The sequence below is a fragment of the Bacillus multifaciens genome (assembly GCF_030756675.1).
GTDB lineage: Bacteria > Bacillota > Bacilli > Bacillales > Bacillaceae_G > Bacillus_A > Bacillus_A multifaciens.
Genome location: NZ_JAVBXD010000058.1, coordinates 1 through 19583, shown reverse-complemented (window position 1 = coordinate 19583; position 19583 = coordinate 1). Strand labels below are relative to the sequence as shown.

Sequence of the window (19583 nt, the reverse complement as noted above, 5' to 3'; positions counted from 1 at the left end):
TCTTATTTTTTATTGTTTCGTACAATTTTTTTATACATAGTTACAATAAAGGTCATCAGAGGTTGGGAAACCCAAAGGGTTTCCCAACACTCTGACAAAGCACTTTTATAAAGTGCTTTGTTCTATTTGTAGAATAGGCATTTTTATTTCTCTTTACATATTTTTCTAAAGTTGACACACACTCTCTCTAAGCCGGTTGAACTAGCGATTTCACTCTTTTAAAGACTAGGAAAACAATTAATTTGCCGGTCAAGCTCATGAACCCCACAGGCAGACATCTCATAAAGTTGACGGTCAAACTAAAAAGAAAAATTTTGTATATTTTGTAAACATCTGCACATATTATCCTTAAGCCGCTTGGGCTGCGGTTGTATTCTATTCAAACTGGCAATCTTCGTTTTACCCGGCAGACAGCTTAAAACGTTGTCTGCCAAATCATTAATATTTTTGTGTAATTATATTCTTTTTACACATACTATCAATGATTCAGTTTACCAATATGAGTCATTTGAAAAGTTTAAAAATCCTCATGAATTATTTTAATTGAGAACATATTACATTGACAGGTGATTATGCGTGTAACTTAAATCAAAAAACAAATTTCGATAATTTAAGACCATTACGAGACAAAAACTCTATAAAAAGCAGTAAAATAAATAACCGGTTCCTAAACGTACAGGGAATCGGTTAATTTGTTTCTAAAATGTGTCCAAACGTACAATTTTCTTTTTTTGATATGGTGACCCCTACTAGATCCTTAGAGTTTTTGCACCATAACCTTAAATTTAAATGCCCCTAATCCTACATTAAACAGGATATCTTATCAAACCATTCTTCAGAAAGTCGTAATATTTTTATGAACATCGTGACTTTATTTTAAAGCCAGATCTATGCTAGAGGTTCAAACCTTTTGACGCCTTAATTCAATCTGGCGTCCCCAATAGGTTGCAGTTACGATAATTACACCGCCTATTATTGCAATCCCCGTCATTGACTCACCTCCGATTAAAACCGCGAACATAGCTCCGAAAAGTGGTTCGGTACCAAGGAGAAGCCCCACTCGTACGGGCGAGGTAAGACGAATCATAGTCATTTGCACATAAAAGGCAAACAACGTACCAAAAATGGCTAGATACAGAGTAATTCCCCAAAACTGCCAGGTACTGTGTAGCGTAACATATGTGTGTCGTTCCATTATTAAGGAAACAAGTCCAGTCAAAACAGTCACTACTGCCATCTGAATAGTTGTCAGTGCAGCTGAATCTAATTCCTTTCCTGTTGTTAGCTTTTTAGTGTATACCATTTGAATTGCACGCATCAAGGCTGCTGCTAAAATCATTAGATCTCCATAATTTAAATGGAATTCCCCCTTGATCGTGAGCATTCCAGTACCAATAACAGACAACAGTACTACTCCGATAACAGCATTTCCTGGATATTTCTTATACACGACACCTCCCACAATTGGTGTCAATACCACACATAGGCTGATTAAGAAACTAGAGTTCGAAGCTGACGTATAAAAGATTCCTATTGTTTCAAAACTATAGATTGAGAACAAAAGCAGCCCTAAAATGAAACCGACAAACCAAGTGTCCTTCGGTAATCGACGATATTCACGCATTGTAAACGGAGCCATCATTAGTACAGTTAGGGAAAACCGAAGAAACAAGAACAGAAAAACCGGATACACAGAGACAACGGTTTTTGCTGTAATATAAGTGGAACCCCAGATAATGGCTACTAGTAGTAATAACAGATCCGCAGTCCAGTTTGCTTTTTTGAAATGCTGACTCCTTAAGGCGTTCAGTTTACTTGATTTTTCTAATAATGCCATCAGACATGTACCACCCTTATTTTGGAGTTAACTACCTCTTGCTACTTACGTAGAACAAAAGAAGCCACTTCAAGAAAATCTAGAACTTGAAGTGGTATTCTCACACTTTCGTCTTATAGTCTCTTAGAATTCTCCTACTTTTTTGTAAACATAGCGATAAGCATGTCTCTGTGACCCTGACTGTCTGCATGCTGAGACTTAATTGGTGTTACCCCGTGCATAGTTTTCTCGTCGTTAGCTATTACACAATCCAATGGATTTAGCATCGTAAGAGTGCCTAGTGCATTTTGTTCCTCATCATACATAGTCGTTTCACCACCGACCACATTTACACGATCCACTAGCATCATTAAAATGTAGGTAACACCATCACGGTGAGCACCCTCCGGCGTTGGCATTCCTGCATCCTCATTTGCTGCAAAAATTCTATTTTGGAACACTTGTACTTCCCAATTACTCTTACCTTCGATTTTTTCAAAGATGTTCAGACACCATTTTAACAAACCGTTTAAAAAGGAATTCTGTATTATATGGTCTTCAAATGGTTCGAAAATTCTTTCAGTTCCTCCATTCAAAGGGTTAATATATAGTGGTTGAACATAGGGACGCGCTGGAAGTAGCTCTAATTGGCCATTTTGTGCAAGGTATTCCCACTCCGAGAATCGGCGCAATCGATACTTTCCATTATCTTTCATGAAGTTATCTTGAAGCAAATTATTCCAACTATTAGCAAATTCATTCCAGTGTGTTTCTTTAAAAAATTCCACTTTCTCCTTCAGAAAATCTCCTTTTATATAGCACATCCTGTTCTCAGTAATTTGTTTAGATATTGCATCAACAATAGGAGTCTCATCTGTACGATAAAAGCTTTGTAAAATTGTTGTAGCCATTTTATTTTCCCCCTTTTATATTAAAATTGTAGTGGATACTCGATTTTCACTCGATTTTTGTTTTTCCCAACTATCTCGATCACGAATATAGAGTGGTCGATCCGCACAGATTGAATTAACTTCAAATGTCCGCCAATCCAAATGATAGGTAACTGTCCCCGTAACATTTCGTGCTATACTACCAATAAACTGCTGTGTTGCTTCACGCAACGTACCATACCAGCGTCCTTCAACTGCCTCGCGTATCCAGATTTGCTCCAAACTTATCTTCTCACGAATTGATTCAGCCTCAACACAAGCAGTTTCTAGTTGGCGATACGCATGCAGTAGAATATGAGCAGCTGGCATTTCTCGAACTTCCAATACTTTTTCCCCACCAGCCAAATGTTCTAATCCAGAGAATCGGCCAATACCATAAATCCCTGCTTCAACATTAAGATGTTCAATCAATTCCAGCAATTGCATCTTCTGACCGTTCACGGACAATGGTATACCTTCCTTGAAAGAGATGGACATTTTAGTTGCATCAGCTGTTGGTTTGGAAGCACTCCAGCGATACAAAGCTTCAGGCGTAGAAAAATCTTCTGGATCGTCGAGCATTCCGGATTCAAACTCACGGCACCAAAGATTAGAGTCTCCACTGTAGTTACGCGTTTGAAACACATTAACCCCTTGATTACGAAGCTCATTTATCTTCTCTTCTCGAGTCAAAGCACTGAATTCATAAGGAGTACCGTAATACCCCTTAAATCCCAGTTGATCAAGTGCACCATTCAGACGACGAAGACTGTTCTGAGATTGATTTGCAGTGTGTAAAATGACATCACAGCTCAACTCCTTTGCTAAGCGGACAGCTTGATTGACAATAAACGGGCGGCTCAAGGATGAACTGATTGGGTGGACACCGAGATAAGATGCATGTGCTGCAATTGCTGGTGCTACAAATTGCTCCACAAATTCTTGACGTTTGTCCAGAATCACGGAATGAGCACCGAACTGCTTAGCAAGATTTTGAATATCGACATAATTCACATCGTCTCCTAGATCAACAGTAAGTGCGATAACTTCCTTACAACTCTGCTTTGAGAGCAAATGTAACAAATACGCACTGTCCAAACCTCCACTAAATAGTGTAAGAACTCGAGACCCAGGTTTGATAACATCTCTCAGATTTTCAATGCTACGAATACGCTTCTTCATTTTCAGTTCCTTCTTTCATTTTTTATCTTGTAAATAATACCCAAAATAAATCGTAGCTTAAATTATATTTTATGGTCCCTAATTCTTATTTTTCTGTAATAATATTTATTGACTATCTTACACATATCTTCCGGAAAAATATACAGAAAATTACTTATTTTCTTATTTATAAAAAAATGAAGGAATTTTCTGTTAATTAATGATAAAATAATCCTTTATTTACACAGATATGATATAGAGACCGAAAATAATGCCTGTAACTCTATCAAATCCTGAATTGTTCTCATAACCGTTATAAAATTATTGTTTCTTTTATGCCTGGTGATACTCAGTTAATACAAGTTCTGATCAAGTTAAGCAAAGGACAACTTACTCATACATCCTTAGCTAAAAATATCTTCATAACCATCTATAATTATTTTTATATAATAATTCTCCACTAAACATATTATACAGTGCTTACAGAAAAGCACATATGTAAATTCAGATATTTATGATTATTGAATTGTTTTTTAGAATTTTCATTAATTTTCTCCATAAATTTCTTTTATGCTAAATTGATGCAAAATGACAAATAAAAATACCACTTAATAAATAACCCTAACTTCCTATTCTGTTTTGTTTATCACTTTTATCCACCTCTCGAGATTTTTTTCTTATCTTTAAAATAATAAGACTAAGCATTAAAGCTGAAAGTGAAAATATTCCAAAGGTAATATTTATAGTATTCAAGGATAAGCTCCACATCGCTATCAAGCTAAGCTTATGCAAAGTCAATTTTAGGCGAGATTGTTTCTTTTTTCTAAAGGGCAAGTGTAGGTGATTTAAAGATTTGCATACGAAATAAACCCTAACGGGTTTCACTTTTTTAAATTAAGCGGCTTGATTATCAGACATGGTACATGATGCTAGACTAAAAAGTAGACACAGATTGTTATAATAAATATATCAACTATAACGAGGTGTGTCTGTATGGCAAGAGGTAACGGAAAACGATACGATGAGACATTTAAAATTGAAGCGGTAAAGTATATTCGTGAAAATCATAAGCCTGTGGCTCAAGTGGCTAGAGAAATGGGTGTGAATGAGAATACTTTACATGGCTGGATTAAGAAGTATGGTCAACAACCAGAGATTAAAGCTGTCCAATCGTTCTCTTCGACAGAAGCTGAATTACTAGCTCTTCAAAAGGAAATTCGTGAGCTCCAGGAGGAGAATGAAATCTTAAAAAAGGCGATGCACTACTTCGCGAAAAGCCCTCGGTAAAATATGAGTTCATTCATAAAAATTGCTCCCAATTCCGAGTGGAGAAGATGTGCAACGTCCTGGGAGCTTCCAAAAGTGGTTACTTCAAATGGCTAAAACGACCGAAAAGTGACAGGCAGAAACAACACGAGAAGTTATCACAAGAGATTTTTCAGACTCACTTAGAATTTAAGCAACGTTATGGCAGTGTTAAAATCGCTAAAACGCTGAATAAGCGAGGTGCGAAGGTAAGTGAGCGGACGGTTTCTCGTATTATGACAAAGAACCAGTGGAAATCTTGTACGGTCAAAAAATATAAAGCTACTACCAATTCAAAACATCATCACCCAGTAAGTGAAAACGTTTTAAATCGACAGTTTACAGCTACTAAACCAAACCAGTTGTGGGTAGCGGATATCACGTATGTTCCGACCAATGAAGGCTGGTTGTATTTGGAAAGTGTAATGGATTTGTATTCTCGTAAAATCGTAGGTTGGGCCATGAATAAAACCATGACAAAGGAATTGGTGATCTCTGCACTAACGATGGCTTACAAGCGTCAAAAGCCGAAGAAAGGAGTCATTCACCATTCAGACCGAGGAGTCCAATATGCCTCACATGAATATCAGAGACTATTAAAAAAGTATCATATGATGGGCAGTATGAGCCGAAAGGGAAACTGTTATGACAATGCTTGTATTGAATCCTTTCACGGTATTCTTAAACGCGAGCTAGTATATCAAATGAAGTATAAAACGAGAGAAGAAGCGAAAAAGTCGTTGTTTGAATACATCGAGTTCTTCTACAATTCCAAACGAATCCATTCGACTTTGGGTTACTATACACCGAATGAATTTGAACATATGTATGGAAATTCAGCAGCTTGATTTTACCTTCATAAAAAAGTTTAAACCGTTCTTTATTTAAACTTTTTTATGAAGATCACCAAGCGAAAGCGCGGTAGAAATCTGTGTCTATTATCTTGACGTAGTATCAGATTCATACCTGCTATCCAGGCGGCTGTTGCGTGAAGCTGGGGAATTAATTTCCCTTCTGTATCATTAGGATGAATCAGAAGATTCATGATTTGGTCATTATTCAGATACTCATTTACAAAGCTTGCCGCTAAAAACTCTGCATATGTTAGGTGTGCCCATCCATATTTATTTGTTCCACGTGCTACAAATAATCCCGTCCTTAATACTTCGTTAACATCCTCCATACTTACCCAATCCTTTAAACTGCCTATCTCAGTAAAACTTATCTCATATTTAGGCACCGCTCCTAAGATTGAACTAGTATTTACAATACCCTTATTACAAAACAAGGTAATAGTCGCAATCTTTTTTATCAAATTAAGTCGCTCTATTTCACCTAGTCTACCGTCTTGTGGTGTTTTTATGCTACGTTGAGGATTAACTTCACTGGATAAATAACTACACCCCTGTTTATAAATACTAATTCTCGAATTAGGTAGCATACCTTCTCCCTGGCGATAACTCTCTATTAACATTTGCAGAGTAACAGGTGTTCCTGTGAATGAAATTAAGTTTTTTGCCTTTATTTCTTTTAGAAAATCTTCTGATAATATATTATTTATATTTAAAGCATGTATAATATCTTCCTTGCATAATAGCGATAGCTGATATACTCCAAATGATTCTTTTCCCCATAACTCCTTCAAACCCTCCTCTAATTCAGAGACCCATAAACCTGTTCTACTAGCTATCCTTAAGGTCAACCTATGGAGAATAGATTTATATTCTCGGAATTTTCTAAGTAACATGCTTGTCAAAGCTTTATATTGTATTAATGATTCATCAAAACTATCTAAAAATAAATAAAGGTGGTCTGTTCCATTAACCCATTCACAAAAAAAACTCCTCTTAAACAAATCCTCCTCCAATTCCCCACGATTATAAATGTCCCTAAGATCCACAAACTCTACTTTATCTGTTTTATTAGTGGTTGTAGCTAACTGTAGCTTAAGCTTATCGTACTCATTCCTCAAAGTATTAGATTTTCCTATACCCGGTCCTCCTAAGAGGATTAAGCACTCTTTATCGGAAATTGAGTCAAAAGTAACTAGCTTTTGCTCTTTATTATCCTTTGGATTGGCAACAAATCCATCATAATCTAAAAGTATAGTTTCTTCTCTTTCGTACCAATATCTATTCCAACTGTAATTCATTTTACCCTTTCCCCTTATACATTAGTTCTTTGGAAGACTTTCCACTCATACTATATATTTGTCTAGAATACATATACTGTTATCCACATAGGTTTGGCCCATGATGATAAAATATCTTTATTCATTACATACTATCAATGAATGATACCTACTTTTATCCCATTCATTGATAGTAAATCTCCCTTATTAACAAACTCCCCTGCATGTTTAGTCATACTAGTTTTCCACTTCTTTAAAAATCAAGATATACATATTATACTATGTCTAAGATATTCTCCTATCTCTTTACTAGATTTGAGTTAATTTACTTATTACATCTTTTAAATTCCCTTATCTTAATTTCACACGCATTAATTTTTCTATACAACATAAATTAAGCCATAAATTCATATGCTACAAGCCGAATGAACTTATGACTTAATATTAATATTCTCATCTACAAACCCTTTAATTTGATAATATGCTCCGTAGCTTATCTGTGCAGCTTTAATTAATTGATTAACACTAGTAAAAGTATTTCCATACACATCAATAGCTCTTCGAACACATCTTTTATAGTATTGCTCAAAAGTTTCTACAACTAATGATACATATTTGGCTGTTCTCGGATAATGTCCACGATACTTCCCGTACAAAGATTGTTTATTTAACAATTTTAGTGCAATAGATGTTTCTGTTATTCTAGTTGGCTTCTCTACATGCTTATCCCATTCTATGAGCAACTGTTGAATATCCCTCAATAGTCGTTCATCTCTTTCAGACCAATCTACCCTATTCCTATAACCTGTAGGCAAAGTAGTCGGCATATTTTCTTCGAACCACATTCTGTCATTTTTTATTAACCAACGGTACGCTGCTGATCGCTCTTTTGCAATTTGTTTACGTGTAGCCATAGGATGCTTCTTATAAAACTCCTTAATTTCCTTGTAATAATCTCTTTGATTTTCCATTTTCCCTTTGCCAACATATAGTCCTTTATTCGACCAATAACCATCTAACTCCAATCTTTTAGCCTCTATTTTGATTTTCTTTGTTGAAACACCCAATCGTTGAGACATATAATTTAATGTTTGTTTTTCCTTTACCATCTTAATTAAAGTATTGTCCCACGCTTTTCCAAATTGATGAATCCTTTTCACTTTAAAGTTTTTAATATCAAACTCTTTATCCTCCATCGGTTCATCACATAAATAATGAAAATCACAATCACACTTAAATAGCCCCACTGCCCTTTTGGTATGCTGATTATGGCTAATTTCTACATTGGTAATGCAATAGGCATCATCATGGTTAAAAACTGGATTTATACACTTCCATGGCCCCTTTCCAAAAGGACAGTATTCATAATCATTTTTAAAGAACTCTTGCAATGTATCACATAAAAATAAAATGAGTAATATGTGACGTAAAGGGTGAACATATTTACCTTTAACAGCTGAAGAAATCCATCTTTTTAAATTTTCTGGATTTAAATTTAATTCTAACCCCTTTAAGACATTCTCTGAATAAAAGTTCAATATGTCTTCCATTAACTTTTGAAGTTTCAATGTATTCCCATCATAACTAATATATCTTTTTTGTTTTAATCTTTCACTATACTGTTTTGTAATAAATTCAGGTTTCATATTAATGCTAGTATTAAATAACCATTCAATTTCGTATGCTATTTTAACTCTCCAATCTTCTCGTTCTATAAGCTGAATATTTTGCGACCAGTTTTTCATATACGTAGATAACGAGATTAAACTTCTCCTATTTTTCAAAGGAACTTCTTCTAGAATAGTTAGATGTTTTGTGCAAACTTTATATCCTTGAACTTGATGTACTCTATTCCAATATGCTTCTCCAAATTGTTCTTTTTGTTCTTTAGCACATAATGGACAAAAAAATAAGTTTTCTTTTAGTTTTACATCACCACTTATCAACCCTAACTGGGCAGCATGCTTAATACCGTCCCCATATGCCAATTCATCCATTAAAGAACTTGACTGAGATTCATCAAGAAATATTCGATAATACGGAAATGTAGTATGGTTTGTTATAAAATATTTCACATTATAATGAGAAGCGATTGGTTCTTTACTCACAATATCATGGATAGCTGTAGGAAATTCAATATGTACAATTTTATTACCTTTTCCAAACAAACTCTCACAACTTTCTTGAATAGTTATATTACCTTTATGAGTGTGAAATCGTGCAACTATACTATAAAAAGATTCGTGATCATAAGGTTTAGGGAAGTATATCATAGTTTCTCCCATACCCCCATCCTTTAATTAGTCACTTGAAATAATATCCTCTTGTACATTTACTATATATGTCCTATCTTTACTATAATCAGTAACTTTAGCTTTTCTTTTTGCAGGAGATTTCTTTTTAGCTGGTCTTGTAGCTTTCTCTAGCTCTTTTACCATTAAATTCGTTGTTTCTTGTTCTACTGTTAACTCATCTGTATTAGGTTTATTTTTCATGATTATATACTGAATTGCTTGTTGTGCTAAAAATTCTTCACTTTTGTTCTTTTCATAAACTTGCAATACATTTATAATCGCTTCCTTTGCATCTTTGTAACTAAATCCAATTGATTGGATTTTATCTAGTAATCTTAATTCTAATTCCTCTTTATTATCTTTAGATTGCATTTGTTCCTGCTGTTGTTCTAAATGGTACTCTAGATTAAACGCTTCAATCTCATTATCTATAATCCCTTCTACTTCTTCATTAATAAATGTAATTAAAATGTCTTCATATTTTTTCATTTCAGCTCTATTCCCAGATTTAATTGCTGATAACATTGGCTTTAATATCCGTAAATGTTTTTTTGATGCTTCTTGAAACATTTTTGGCGTAATAACTTCTTTCTTCTTTTTCATTGTTTCCATTTGAGTAAGAATATAAGATTTTATAGCAACCGCAATAATTCCCTGGCAAGATTCATAAAATGCTTCACGGAGTTCATCTGTTAATGGTGTTTTCTCTTTTGTCCATTGATATCCCCAAATCATTTTAACAAATAGGTTCCATTCACTATCATCTTTTTTCAAATTTTCCCATACTAAATATCCTTGTCCACACATTCTTCTCGTCTGTCTCAAAGCTTTACCAAATAAGCTTTCTGTTTTGGGTGTTCCAACAAAAATAATTGGTATTTTACAGCGATTTGTTAATGTAACAAAAAAATTCATCATCATTTCTTCACCTTGGCTTTTAGCAATGCTAAGATGTTGAATCTCATCTACGATTAATATACCAATTGCATGTATAACAATTAAATTCTCCATTGCTAACATTAATTGTGTAACATTAGCACGACCACCTTTCATCTTTGTAGTAGCATAGTTAGTACCCAATATTCTATCTAATTCACTAAAAAAAGCAGCAGCCAATCCTTTTAATGTTCCATCATGCGGACAATCAATCTTTAAATATACCACTTGTGTACGTACAAAAAATTGTGTTTTATATTCTTTATGCTGAATAACCTGAGGATACATAGCCAACAACCTATTTATACTTCTTGACTTTCCACCCCCAGATATCCCGATAATCAAGAACCCTTCACTAGTAGTAGATGCTTCTGAACAATCAATAAATTCTCCATTTAGCATAGAATTATAAATGTTATTTAAATGTACTTTTTCCTTTATATCTAAAGGATTTCTTTGTAAATAGCTTTGTCTTAACGCACAATCAAACATTTCATACAATTTTGAATGTCTGAAAAATGGTTGAAAAAATTTATTGAGCCTTCTAAGATAGTGTATTCTATAGTGTCTTAATTCTTTTCTTTCCTCATCACTATAAGCTGGATAATGTAATAATCCCTTAGTTAACAGTTTAGAATCCATAACAGGGGGGAGTGTTTCAAGAAAGGGATTACCTCTATACTCTTCTATTTTTTGTTCTATATAAACGGCTTCATACCACCTATTCTCATTTACTTGTAAAGAATATTTCTCCTCCATTTCCCTATGATTCTCCATTTCCACGCGTCCTTTCTTGTAATATTTCCATAAAAAGTTGCATATCATTTTGTTCGTACTCTTCAATTTCTTCTAATTCTTGTTTTTCATCATTTAATTTTTTCTCTTCTGTGTTTAATAGGGTTTTTATTTGCTTATGATCTCTTACCTCATCAAGATACAGCCCTTCCTGAGGAAGCCTATTATAACTTTCCTGCAACGTGTTAACATGTATATTTTTTAACCTTTGCGTTTTATTTATAGGCCTTGATTCTACTGCATTCGCTTGCCTTTCTTTTGCATCATTTACTATATTTTTCACACGATTATTAAAAGTCAATTCTCGCTCTAAATCTTCTTTATAATTTTTATCTTTCAAATATTTCTCGTATTCTTGAATAGCCTCTATTTCGATTAATGATTTTCCATAATACGTGCTTCTTGAATCCATTTCAAATACAATAAACTTTCTAGTTTCCAGATTACGATAATATACATACGACATGTTTCTTGCATCATATACAATTTCTATTGTCCATGTTTTCTTTCTAGCTAAAGCAAACCATTGTTGTATAGCCTCTTCTTCTGAAGCATATATTAAATTTTTTACTTTAAGCCCTTCCTTAGTAACCCTTCCTTTTATGCTAGTCATACACATATATTTCAATTCATTAAGAGGGATTTTTGATAACAAACCGGAAGAATTTCTCATTCCCCAATTCCATAGTTCATTTGGAGTTGGGGAAATGCCATCTCTTATTAACTCAGCACTCATCTCATAATTTTCAAGTGTACTTTGATTATACATACGTATATATTCAATAATGTACTTTCGAAAATCATCAATAGTTAACGCAGCATTCAATCGAACATCTTTACTACCTCTTGTGCCAAAATTTTTATCAATATATCCTGGAAGAAATGGTTTTGCTTTTTGCTGTACCAAACCTAAAGCCCTTTCAACTATACCTTTTAAATCAGCTCTATAACTAGGTGTATTTTTTGTATCAAGACCTAAAACCTCTGCCAATGGTTCAACTCCTTTACTTTTTAATTCTCCACGATCTGCAACAATAGCATGTGGCTTATGCTCAGCAATCCATTCATTTGGCCCAATATCAACTCCCAGACTTTTACAAAACACTTGCTTATTGCAGGCTGCAGAATAAAATGCCAATTTCGCTACCTCTAAAGAAGCTGGTCTTGTATCAACATGAAATCCAGCAACCATTCTACTAAATACATCCGATACAAAATAAAGTGTAGCACGACGTATAATAGCATTAGGATTTAATGTGGAAACTAAATATATATCTATAGGAGTAGAATCTATTTGAAATACACTTCCGGGTCCAAACACATGGTTATTAGAATTATCTCCTAAATATCTTTGGGTTAAATTATAGTTTTTTTCTCCTATTTTAGCCTTTGTTACCTGTAATTTGTTAGTTAATTTCTCCCCCCAGTATTTAAATTGATCGAAACTTACATGCGGAATATTATACCTTAATATTCTTCTCTCCTCATTTTCAACTGTAATAGTAATTGCATAATTATCATCTAGAAACAGTAAGTAGGCCTGTTCGAGAGTATTATTATCATTCGCATAGTATTTTGTATAAGCCAATTTTATTTTTTTCTTCATGTCCTCCGTAATATTTTGTCCTTCCCCTTGCTGCAACTTTCTTTTCCTTGGTGCCCCAACTTTTTTATGCCCTAGCTTTTTTTCCTTACCTCTTCCTCCACACATTTGATAATTATCCAATAATGCATTTTTATTTTGACCATATCGCCAATAACGTTTTAGCCATCTATAAATGGTAGTTTTTATATAGCCTTCTTCTATTAAATCGTTTATCATCTTCCCCCTGCTCTTTTTATCGAACACTAGTGGTATATTTTTCATTGATACTAGATCACAAATCATTTTCCAGCGTTCTTCTCTTTTTTTCTTTGATATATCATCTAACTCATGTTCTAATATATTAATAACATATGGATGTTCTACAACTTCTATCAGTTGACCTGATTTGAGCATTTCCAACACTATTTTCACTTCTACAAAAACTGGAAAAGACTGTTCCTCTACTAAATTAAACCACACTAATCTTTCATATGAGTTATTAATCCATAATACACGAAAATATTGAATATCCTTTCCTTCCTCTGATTCTTTTAATACCATATTCACAAATAATTCCTTCATATTTCCTCCCACTCTTGTAGTAATAATGAAGAACAATCCACGGCGTATAAATCAATTTTTTCAAAAACATCAATAATAACAACACGTTGAAGAACTAAATAATAAAATAGCGAAATAGCTGTACCTAATTCAAGATTATTTACCTTATCAAATCGATGAAGCTCATCTCTTAGTCTGTTAGCTGATTTTGATAAAGTTATATATAATTCATAAAGTAATTTTTTTAAAAGAAATTCCTCAAATAAATTTTCTAGCACTCTATAAGCATTAAATAACATTGTTAAATTATTAGTTAGTATCGTCGAAAAGTTCTCTTCAGTAATAATTTTCCAGTCTATATTTTTAGCTTTCCAATAGAGCCTTTCAATTTCAAATTTTTCACAAACTCTTCTTTTATTTAAATCCTTACTAGCTTTAATAGTCCTCGCTATATCAATCAAATTACTATTGGTATTTTTAGTTGTAATCATAAAATCTGTTGTTAATATATGCGGCGTATTAGTAACGTCATCTGTGGGGTATTTAACGTCAATTTTATTTGCTATATGCATTGCTAACTCTAAATCAAATAAAGGAAATTGCTCTCTTATATCGACTACTTTGGGTTCGGAATTAAGTAGTAAAAAATAAGCATATTCTATATTAGAGAGTAGGTGATGTATTCTGTTTGTTTTGTTCCCATATGCTCGAACTATGGTTCCTTTTGAAGGAAAATCATATACTTTTATCCAAGGGACATATGCGCCTAACTGTCCCATACCACGACCTTCTTTCAAAAATTTTTGCATCTTCTTATAAGTCCAACTCCTATTTTTCATGTCCCCTCCTATCTTGCGTGACATACATATAGCCTCATATTAATTATGTTCCATTCATTAATAATTTTTTTTATTTAAGCTTTTCATTATGAATTGTAATTTGTTGATAAATGTATTCTTGAAGCTCTTTATTAATATTTTTATACAATCCCGCTACATACTTTATCTTACTATAAGTAACTTCCCTATCTTTGAATTCAGTTTGTAAAAAGTAAAGAAATTTACGTTTACGAAATTCGTCATTTGATTCTACTACACTTTTTATATACTCATTTGTAAGTGGGTATAATTCTGCGTTTATATATAAATTCGTCCATTCCCCATCCATAGCTTTTGCTATAGAATTAATTGTAATTCTTTTTAATTTCTTGTTTTCATTTTCATATTGATACCACTCGTTTATTAATTTCTTTGCTTTTTCTAGCATAATTCTATCTCTTTCCTCTAACGACTGTTTATTCCAACCAGTATTCTGGATAGCTTTTGGTGCATGATCTTCTGTCCATGCCTTATCATATGTCATCATCCAACGATATAATTTTGAATTTGACTTATTTAATTGTTTCCTAGAATAATCAGGGTGTAATTCGACCAGTTTCATCCACTGCCGACGATGTTCTTTTCTTACTTCATCAAAATTTTCTATTTTATTTCTCGAACGCTTTTTATCTCTTGATTCAACTTCTGTTTTTTCAAAATCACTTATCTTTTTATTAAATGTTTCTCTACTCATACCACTCCGTTCTATTAACATTTTACGCGGAACCCCTTCTTCAATAAGTTTTTTAACTTTCTCTCTCCAAACAGGTCCTAAACTTACAATTCGCATACTAAATCTTTTTACAGCCAATGGATTATTTTCAGGAGAAAACAATCGATAAGTAAATCCACATTCACATTTAAAATCCGCTTTTAATACTAATTTAGTTTTGTCAATACTATACTCAATATTATGAATACAATGGTCTAAATAATGATTTGCAAATGGATTCATACATATCCAAGGCCCTTTCCCAAAAGGTTCGAAAGTATACTCTTTTTCAAAAAAGTCCTGAATGCTACCACATAAATAGTAAATTAATAGAAAATGTTTTAATGGATGTAAATATTGACTCTCGCTACCAAATATATATCTCATCCAATTAGGATAACTCACTTTTTGAATATCAAATTTTAGCAAAGAAAATAGCTCCGAAGGAAAAAAATCCAGTAAACTTGACTTAAATTTGCGCCTCTTTTCACTTCTTGGATAACTTATTCCCTTAATATCTATTAAAGTTTGATACTTTTTCAAATAAAATTCACATACTTGCGGCTCTAAAGGTGAAGTCATTAACCATTCAATATCCTCAGCAATCCGAAATAACCACTTCATAACCTGTTCCTTTTCTAGTAAATCTAATTTTTGTTCTTCTAATCTCTCCTCATCAATAACTGTTAACTTCTGCTGTGCATATAGTGTATATGAGTATTTCACTAAAAGCTCCTTATGTTTTGTACATACAAAAACTCCTGGAATTTGATGAACTCTATTAATATAAAATTCACCATGCCTCTTTTTTTGTTCTACAATACAACCTCGACAAAGATAAATATTCTTTTCTCTTCTACTAGCGTCTATTTCACCTAAATGTAGTTTCACCCTATTTTTCTGTATGTTTTTTTTCATACTCTCTATTACCTGTGTGTATTTTATAGGCGTTAAAAATGGCTTATAGAATGGAACAATTGTATGTTTTTGAATGAGATATTCTGCAGTAAAATCACTAGGTTTACTAGGTATTTGTTCCACCAAATAATCTAAACTATTAGGAAAGTCCACTATTGAACATTTTTTATCATTATTAAACAGCTCCAACATAGTTTGCATCCTTGACGTACTCGCCAAATGGACATGATACCTAAGCATAAGACTATATAATAATTCATCTTCATACGGTGTTGGAAAATACACAATCATTACTTACCCCTCTTTCCTAATTCAGTTAAGAAAATTATACATAATAGCTACTTTATTTTTAACTTAATATTTCGAAAAAAATAATTATTTTTTACATTTTGCCCCCCATTAATAACATATCATGTTATAATTTACAGACTATAGTCTACAAAAAGGGAGGAGATTTATTATGTATTTTACAAAATTGCCAATAGATATTTTTAATTGTTATAAAGGGATAGATGAAATTCTTCCTGTTTTATATGTATTTTTTAATCAAACAACCCAACAAAACTCTCTTACCCATAACGAAAAAACACCACAAAATGAAAAGATTAAAAAACTAACGCAAGAACACTTTTTCTGTATTCCCTCGCCCGCTTTTTTAGAAGAACAAGGGGGAGCTATATCTTCCATCGACCTAATTATCTATGCTCACTTGTGTAAAGATGCATATCTAACTGGAAATGGAAAAGTCAAAATAAATATTAATAATATTTATAAAGATACTGCCATCAGAAAAACACTAATTAGAAATTCTATTAATAATTTAAATCAGGCAGATTTAATCACAAAGGACTCTTTAGACGGATATTATATCATTGATGATTTATTTTATTATTTTACGGATAATGATTTTAGGAAAGTAATAAATAATATTGATCATCTATTACTTTCAAAAGAATGGTCGTAATTTAGTTTTTACTAAATTACGACCATTTTTCTTTACTTTTCTATATTAAATCTTCTCAACATAATTGCAGACTATAGTCTGTAGAGTGAAATTAACCACTCTCTCAAAATTATCTTATAAAGATATGGAGAGTGGTCTCATGAAAATCGAAGAATCCTTTGGAGTAATTTTACAAAAACACAGAACTATTTTAAAAATGAGTCAAGAACAACTAGCACTTGATTCTAATTTAGATCGAACTTACATAAGCCTGCTGGAAAGAGGATTGAGAAGGCCTACAATAAATACTGTGTTTGCTCTAGCTAAAACTCTTAATATTAAACCAAATATATTAATTCAAGAAGTTGAAAATCTTATTCTTGAATCTAGCTAAAAACAATAGGTGTATATTTTGTTCTTTAAATGAACGCTTTTATTACATACCTTCCGAAATAAACAAATGCATGATATATACTAACCATTTTTTGCTTTAAAATAAGATGTGATAAGATATTCCCAAAGCTGGCATTTTACCATAAATAAAGAAATCCCAAATCCCTTTTTTGTTATAAAATAAAAAGAAATTGAGTCTGCTCACTCAACTTCTCATAATTATTTATTATACACAATGCAGCACATCACCTAGTAAGAGAACCTTACGTTACACAGTGTTTTCTTACTGCACTTTCAACATAAAATGTAATACAAGGTATGCTCGACATTCCCTTTTTAGAGCCAATTGATATAGCAACCTTTGTAAGAAATATGATCGTGCAATTGCAACAAAATGCCGAAACATGTATCATAAGTCAGAACCTCTTCCATATAAACGCACTCTATGCTTTGCATGTCAATTTCCTAAGCAAGTATTGGTATAGCATATATTTGTAGTTCATTTTAAATCAAGAGATTTATAAAAACGTTACTCTTCCTAATAATTTAGCTTATTTAGAAAGAATAACGTTGATTATGTTTAATGGTATTTAAATCTCTTAATTCGAGAAACGTGGCGGCCACATGTATGGTTCTCCTAAGTTGATAGAATTCTTACTTTACAACCCCTTCATCACCAACGAACTTCCAAGTCGGAGAATCTGTTTCAGAATAAACCTCTATACTGTTGACAGGTGTTGTTTTACCTTGGAAGGCACCTCCACCAATTACATAAATTTGATTATCCATCGTAACTGAAATTGAGCCCCATCTCGCTTTATTTAAATCTGCTATTTGCGACCAAGTATTCGTAGTTGGATCGTATGTCTCGACAATTTTTACAATTCCCCCTACAGCTGATCCACCTATTGCATATATTTTTCCATTCAATACAGATACACTTAAGGCATCTCGTGCAACCTTCATACCTGCTTTATTAGTCCAAGTATTAGTATTAGGATCATATTCTTGTAGATAATTATATCTAGCCGAATTCTGCCCTCCACCTACAGCATAAATTTTATCATTCAGCACCGTTACTCCAACATGATGTAACGCATAAGGCATATTTTTTTTCATAGACCATGTATGAGTCGCTGGATCATATTCTTGCACTGTACTTATTGCTTGCAACTGTCCGTTTAAGCCACCAACTACATATATTTTATTATTACACGCTACTGTTCCTCCACCTGAAAGGGCAACAGGCATAGACGTTGTAGTTGACCAAGAGTCCGTTGTAGGATCGTATACCTCTACAGTATTGGTAGCCCCTCCATATGTAAATGCATTTCCACGATAACCACCAATAGCATAAATTTTATTGTCCACTACCGCTACACCTAAATCAGTACGTGCTGTTGGCATATTTGCTTTATTTGACCATTTATTAGTTTTTGGATCGTATTCTTGTACTACATTAGATACAGTTGAACCTGAAGCTCCACCAATCACATAAAACTTCCCATTTATCTCTGCTATCCCAGCACCTACTCTTCCTTCAAAAAGCGTCAGGCTAATTTCATTTGAGTTTTCACCTTCACCAGCTGTATTTTTAGCTGAGACGGTATAAAAATAAGTTTTTCCATTCTCTACATCTAAATCTGTATAAGAAGTCTCTGTAACGTTCGTTGCAATAGTTGTGTATGGTCCTCCTTTATTAGTAGAACGTTTCACATTATAACTTGTTGCATTATTAACGGATGTCCAAGTCAAAATATTTTTTCTATCACCAGATCTCCCTGAAAGATTGGTCGGTACATTCGGGAGAACAGAGTATACTTCTATACTGTTGACAGGTGTTGTTTTACCTTGGAAGGCACCTCCGCCAATTACATAAATTTGATTATCCATCGTAACTGAGATAGAACCCCATCTTGCTTTATTTAAATCTGCTATTTGCGACCAAGTATTCGTAGTTGGATCGTATGTCTCGACAGTTTTTACAATTTCCCCCGTAGCCGATCCACCTATGGCGTATATTTTTCCATTCAATACAGATACACTTAAGGTATTTCGTGCAACCTTCATACCTGCTTTATTAGTCCAAGTATTAGTATTAGGATCAAATTCTTGTAAATAATTATATCTAGCTGAATTCTGTCCTCCACCTACAGCATAAATTTTATCATTCAGCACCGTTACTCCAACATGATGTAACGCATAAGGCATATTTTTTTTCATAGA

At 33.2% G+C, this 19583-nt stretch carries 13 protein-coding genes; 3 read left to right on the top strand and 10 right to left on the bottom strand.

The window, feature by feature from the left end; translation table 11 throughout:
* Nucleotides 1-901 precede the first annotated feature (901 nt).
* The 3 genes from Q9306_RS22945 to Q9306_RS22935 all read right to left on the bottom strand — a co-directional run bounded on the left by Q9306_RS22945 (nucleotide 902) and on the right by Q9306_RS22935 (nucleotide 3927).
* Entirely contained in the window at nucleotides 902-1837 is a 936-nt protein-coding gene (locus tag Q9306_RS22945; RefSeq protein ID WP_306202698.1) for a DMT family transporter, read from the bottom strand.
* A gap of 134 nt (nucleotides 1838-1971) precedes the next feature.
* Nucleotides 1972-2727, bottom strand: coding sequence for a 2OG-Fe dioxygenase family protein (locus Q9306_RS22940; RefSeq protein ID WP_306202696.1), 756 nt, complete (start codon nucleotides 2725-2727; stop codon nucleotides 1972-1974).
* Nucleotides 2728-2742: 15 nt separating this feature from the next.
* The gene (locus tag Q9306_RS22935; RefSeq protein ID WP_306202694.1) at nucleotides 2743-3927 is read right to left on the bottom strand and encodes an argininosuccinate synthase-related protein; all 1185 of its coding nucleotides are present in this window, start codon (nucleotides 3925-3927) and stop codon (nucleotides 2743-2745) included.
* 972 nt (nucleotides 3928-4899) lie between these two features.
* On the opposite strand from Q9306_RS22935, the gene Q9306_RS22930 reads away from it, so the two are divergent.
* A protein-coding gene (locus Q9306_RS22930; protein WP_306202692.1) for an IS3 family transposase occupies nucleotides 4900-6059 on the top strand; the annotation gives its coding sequence in 2 pieces (ribosomal slippage) (nucleotides 4900-5161 and nucleotides 5161-6059; 1161 coding nt in all).
* Between the two features lie 32 nt (nucleotides 6060-6091).
* Here Q9306_RS22930 and Q9306_RS22925 read toward each other — a convergent pair.
* The 6 genes from Q9306_RS22925 to Q9306_RS22900 all read right to left on the bottom strand — a co-directional run bounded on the left by Q9306_RS22925 (nucleotide 6092) and on the right by Q9306_RS22900 (nucleotide 16312).
* A complete protein-coding gene (locus Q9306_RS22925) occupies nucleotides 6092-7363 on the bottom strand; it encodes an NACHT domain-containing protein (RefSeq protein WP_306202690.1) in 1272 nt (423 codons plus the stop codon).
* A 410-nt stretch (nucleotides 7364-7773) separates the two neighbouring features.
* A complete protein-coding gene (locus Q9306_RS22920; RefSeq protein ID WP_306202688.1) occupies nucleotides 7774-9627 on the bottom strand; it encodes a TnsD family Tn7-like transposition protein in 1854 nt (617 codons plus the stop codon).
* Nucleotides 9628-9642: 15 nt separating this feature from the next.
* Complete coding sequence (locus Q9306_RS22915) at nucleotides 9643-11349, bottom strand: ATP-binding protein (RefSeq protein ID WP_306202686.1); 1707 nt, start codon at nucleotides 11347-11349, stop codon at nucleotides 9643-9645.
* Nucleotides 11336-13534, bottom strand: coding sequence for a Mu transposase C-terminal domain-containing protein (locus tag Q9306_RS22910; protein ID WP_306202684.1), 2199 nt, complete (start codon nucleotides 13532-13534; stop codon nucleotides 11336-11338). The genes Q9306_RS22915 and Q9306_RS22910 overlap by 14 nt, the downstream gene beginning before the upstream one ends.
* Complete coding sequence (locus tag Q9306_RS22905) at nucleotides 13531-14376, bottom strand: TnsA endonuclease N-terminal domain-containing protein (protein WP_306202682.1); 846 nt, start codon at nucleotides 14374-14376, stop codon at nucleotides 13531-13533. The genes Q9306_RS22910 and Q9306_RS22905 overlap by 4 nt, the downstream gene beginning before the upstream one ends.
* Before the next feature lie 46 nt (nucleotides 14377-14422).
* Entirely contained in the window at nucleotides 14423-16312 is a 1890-nt protein-coding gene (locus Q9306_RS22900; RefSeq protein WP_306202680.1) for a TnsD family Tn7-like transposition protein, read from the bottom strand.
* Nucleotides 16313-16481: 169 nt separating this feature from the next.
* Between Q9306_RS22900 and Q9306_RS22895 the strand changes: the two genes are divergently transcribed.
* The gene (locus Q9306_RS22895; RefSeq protein WP_306202678.1) at nucleotides 16482-16985 is read left to right on the top strand and encodes a hypothetical protein; all 504 of its coding nucleotides are present in this window, start codon (nucleotides 16482-16484) and stop codon (nucleotides 16983-16985) included.
* A gap of 139 nt (nucleotides 16986-17124) precedes the next feature.
* The gene (locus Q9306_RS22890) at nucleotides 17125-17358 is read left to right on the top strand and encodes a helix-turn-helix domain-containing protein (protein ID WP_306202675.1); all 234 of its coding nucleotides are present in this window, start codon (nucleotides 17125-17127) and stop codon (nucleotides 17356-17358) included.
* Nucleotides 17359-18011: 653 nt separating this feature from the next.
* Here Q9306_RS22890 and Q9306_RS22885 read toward each other — a convergent pair.
* Nucleotides 18012-19583 (bottom strand): Kelch repeat-containing protein (locus Q9306_RS22885; RefSeq protein ID WP_306202673.1); only part of this gene is annotated, 1572 nt, incomplete at its 5' end.

Coding starts and splice junctions, on each gene's coding strand:
- Q9306_RS22925 (WP_306202690.1), bottom strand. CDS start 7,363: ATGAATTACAGTTGGAATAGATATTGGTACGAAAGAGAAGAAACTATA.
- Q9306_RS22905 (WP_306202682.1), bottom strand. CDS start 14,376: ATGTCACGCAAGATAGGAGGGGACATGAAAAATAGGAGTTGGACTTAT.
- Q9306_RS22915 (WP_306202686.1), bottom strand. CDS start 11,349: ATGGAGAATCATAGGGAAATGGAGGAGAAATATTCTTTACAAGTAAAT.
- Q9306_RS22920 (WP_306202688.1), bottom strand. CDS start 9,627: ATGGGAGAAACTATGATATACTTCCCTAAACCTTATGATCACGAATCT.
- Q9306_RS22900 (WP_306202680.1), bottom strand. CDS start 16,312: ATGATTGTGTATTTTCCAACACCGTATGAAGATGAATTATTATATAGT.
- Q9306_RS22940 (WP_306202696.1), bottom strand. CDS start 2,727: ATGGCTACAACAATTTTACAAAGCTTTTATCGTACAGATGAGACTCCT.
- Q9306_RS22935 (WP_306202694.1), bottom strand. CDS start 3,927: ATGAAGAAGCGTATTCGTAGCATTGAAAATCTGAGAGATGTTATCAAA.
- Q9306_RS22890 (WP_306202675.1), top strand. CDS start 17,125: ATGAAAATCGAAGAATCCTTTGGAGTAATTTTACAAAAACACAGAACT.
- Q9306_RS22895 (WP_306202678.1), top strand. CDS start 16,482: ATGTATTTTACAAAATTGCCAATAGATATTTTTAATTGTTATAAAGGG.
- Q9306_RS22945 (WP_306202698.1), bottom strand. CDS start 1,837: ATGGCATTATTAGAAAAATCAAGTAAACTGAACGCCTTAAGGAGTCAG.
- Q9306_RS22910 (WP_306202684.1), bottom strand. CDS start 13,534: ATGAAGGAATTATTTGTGAATATGGTATTAAAAGAATCAGAGGAAGGA.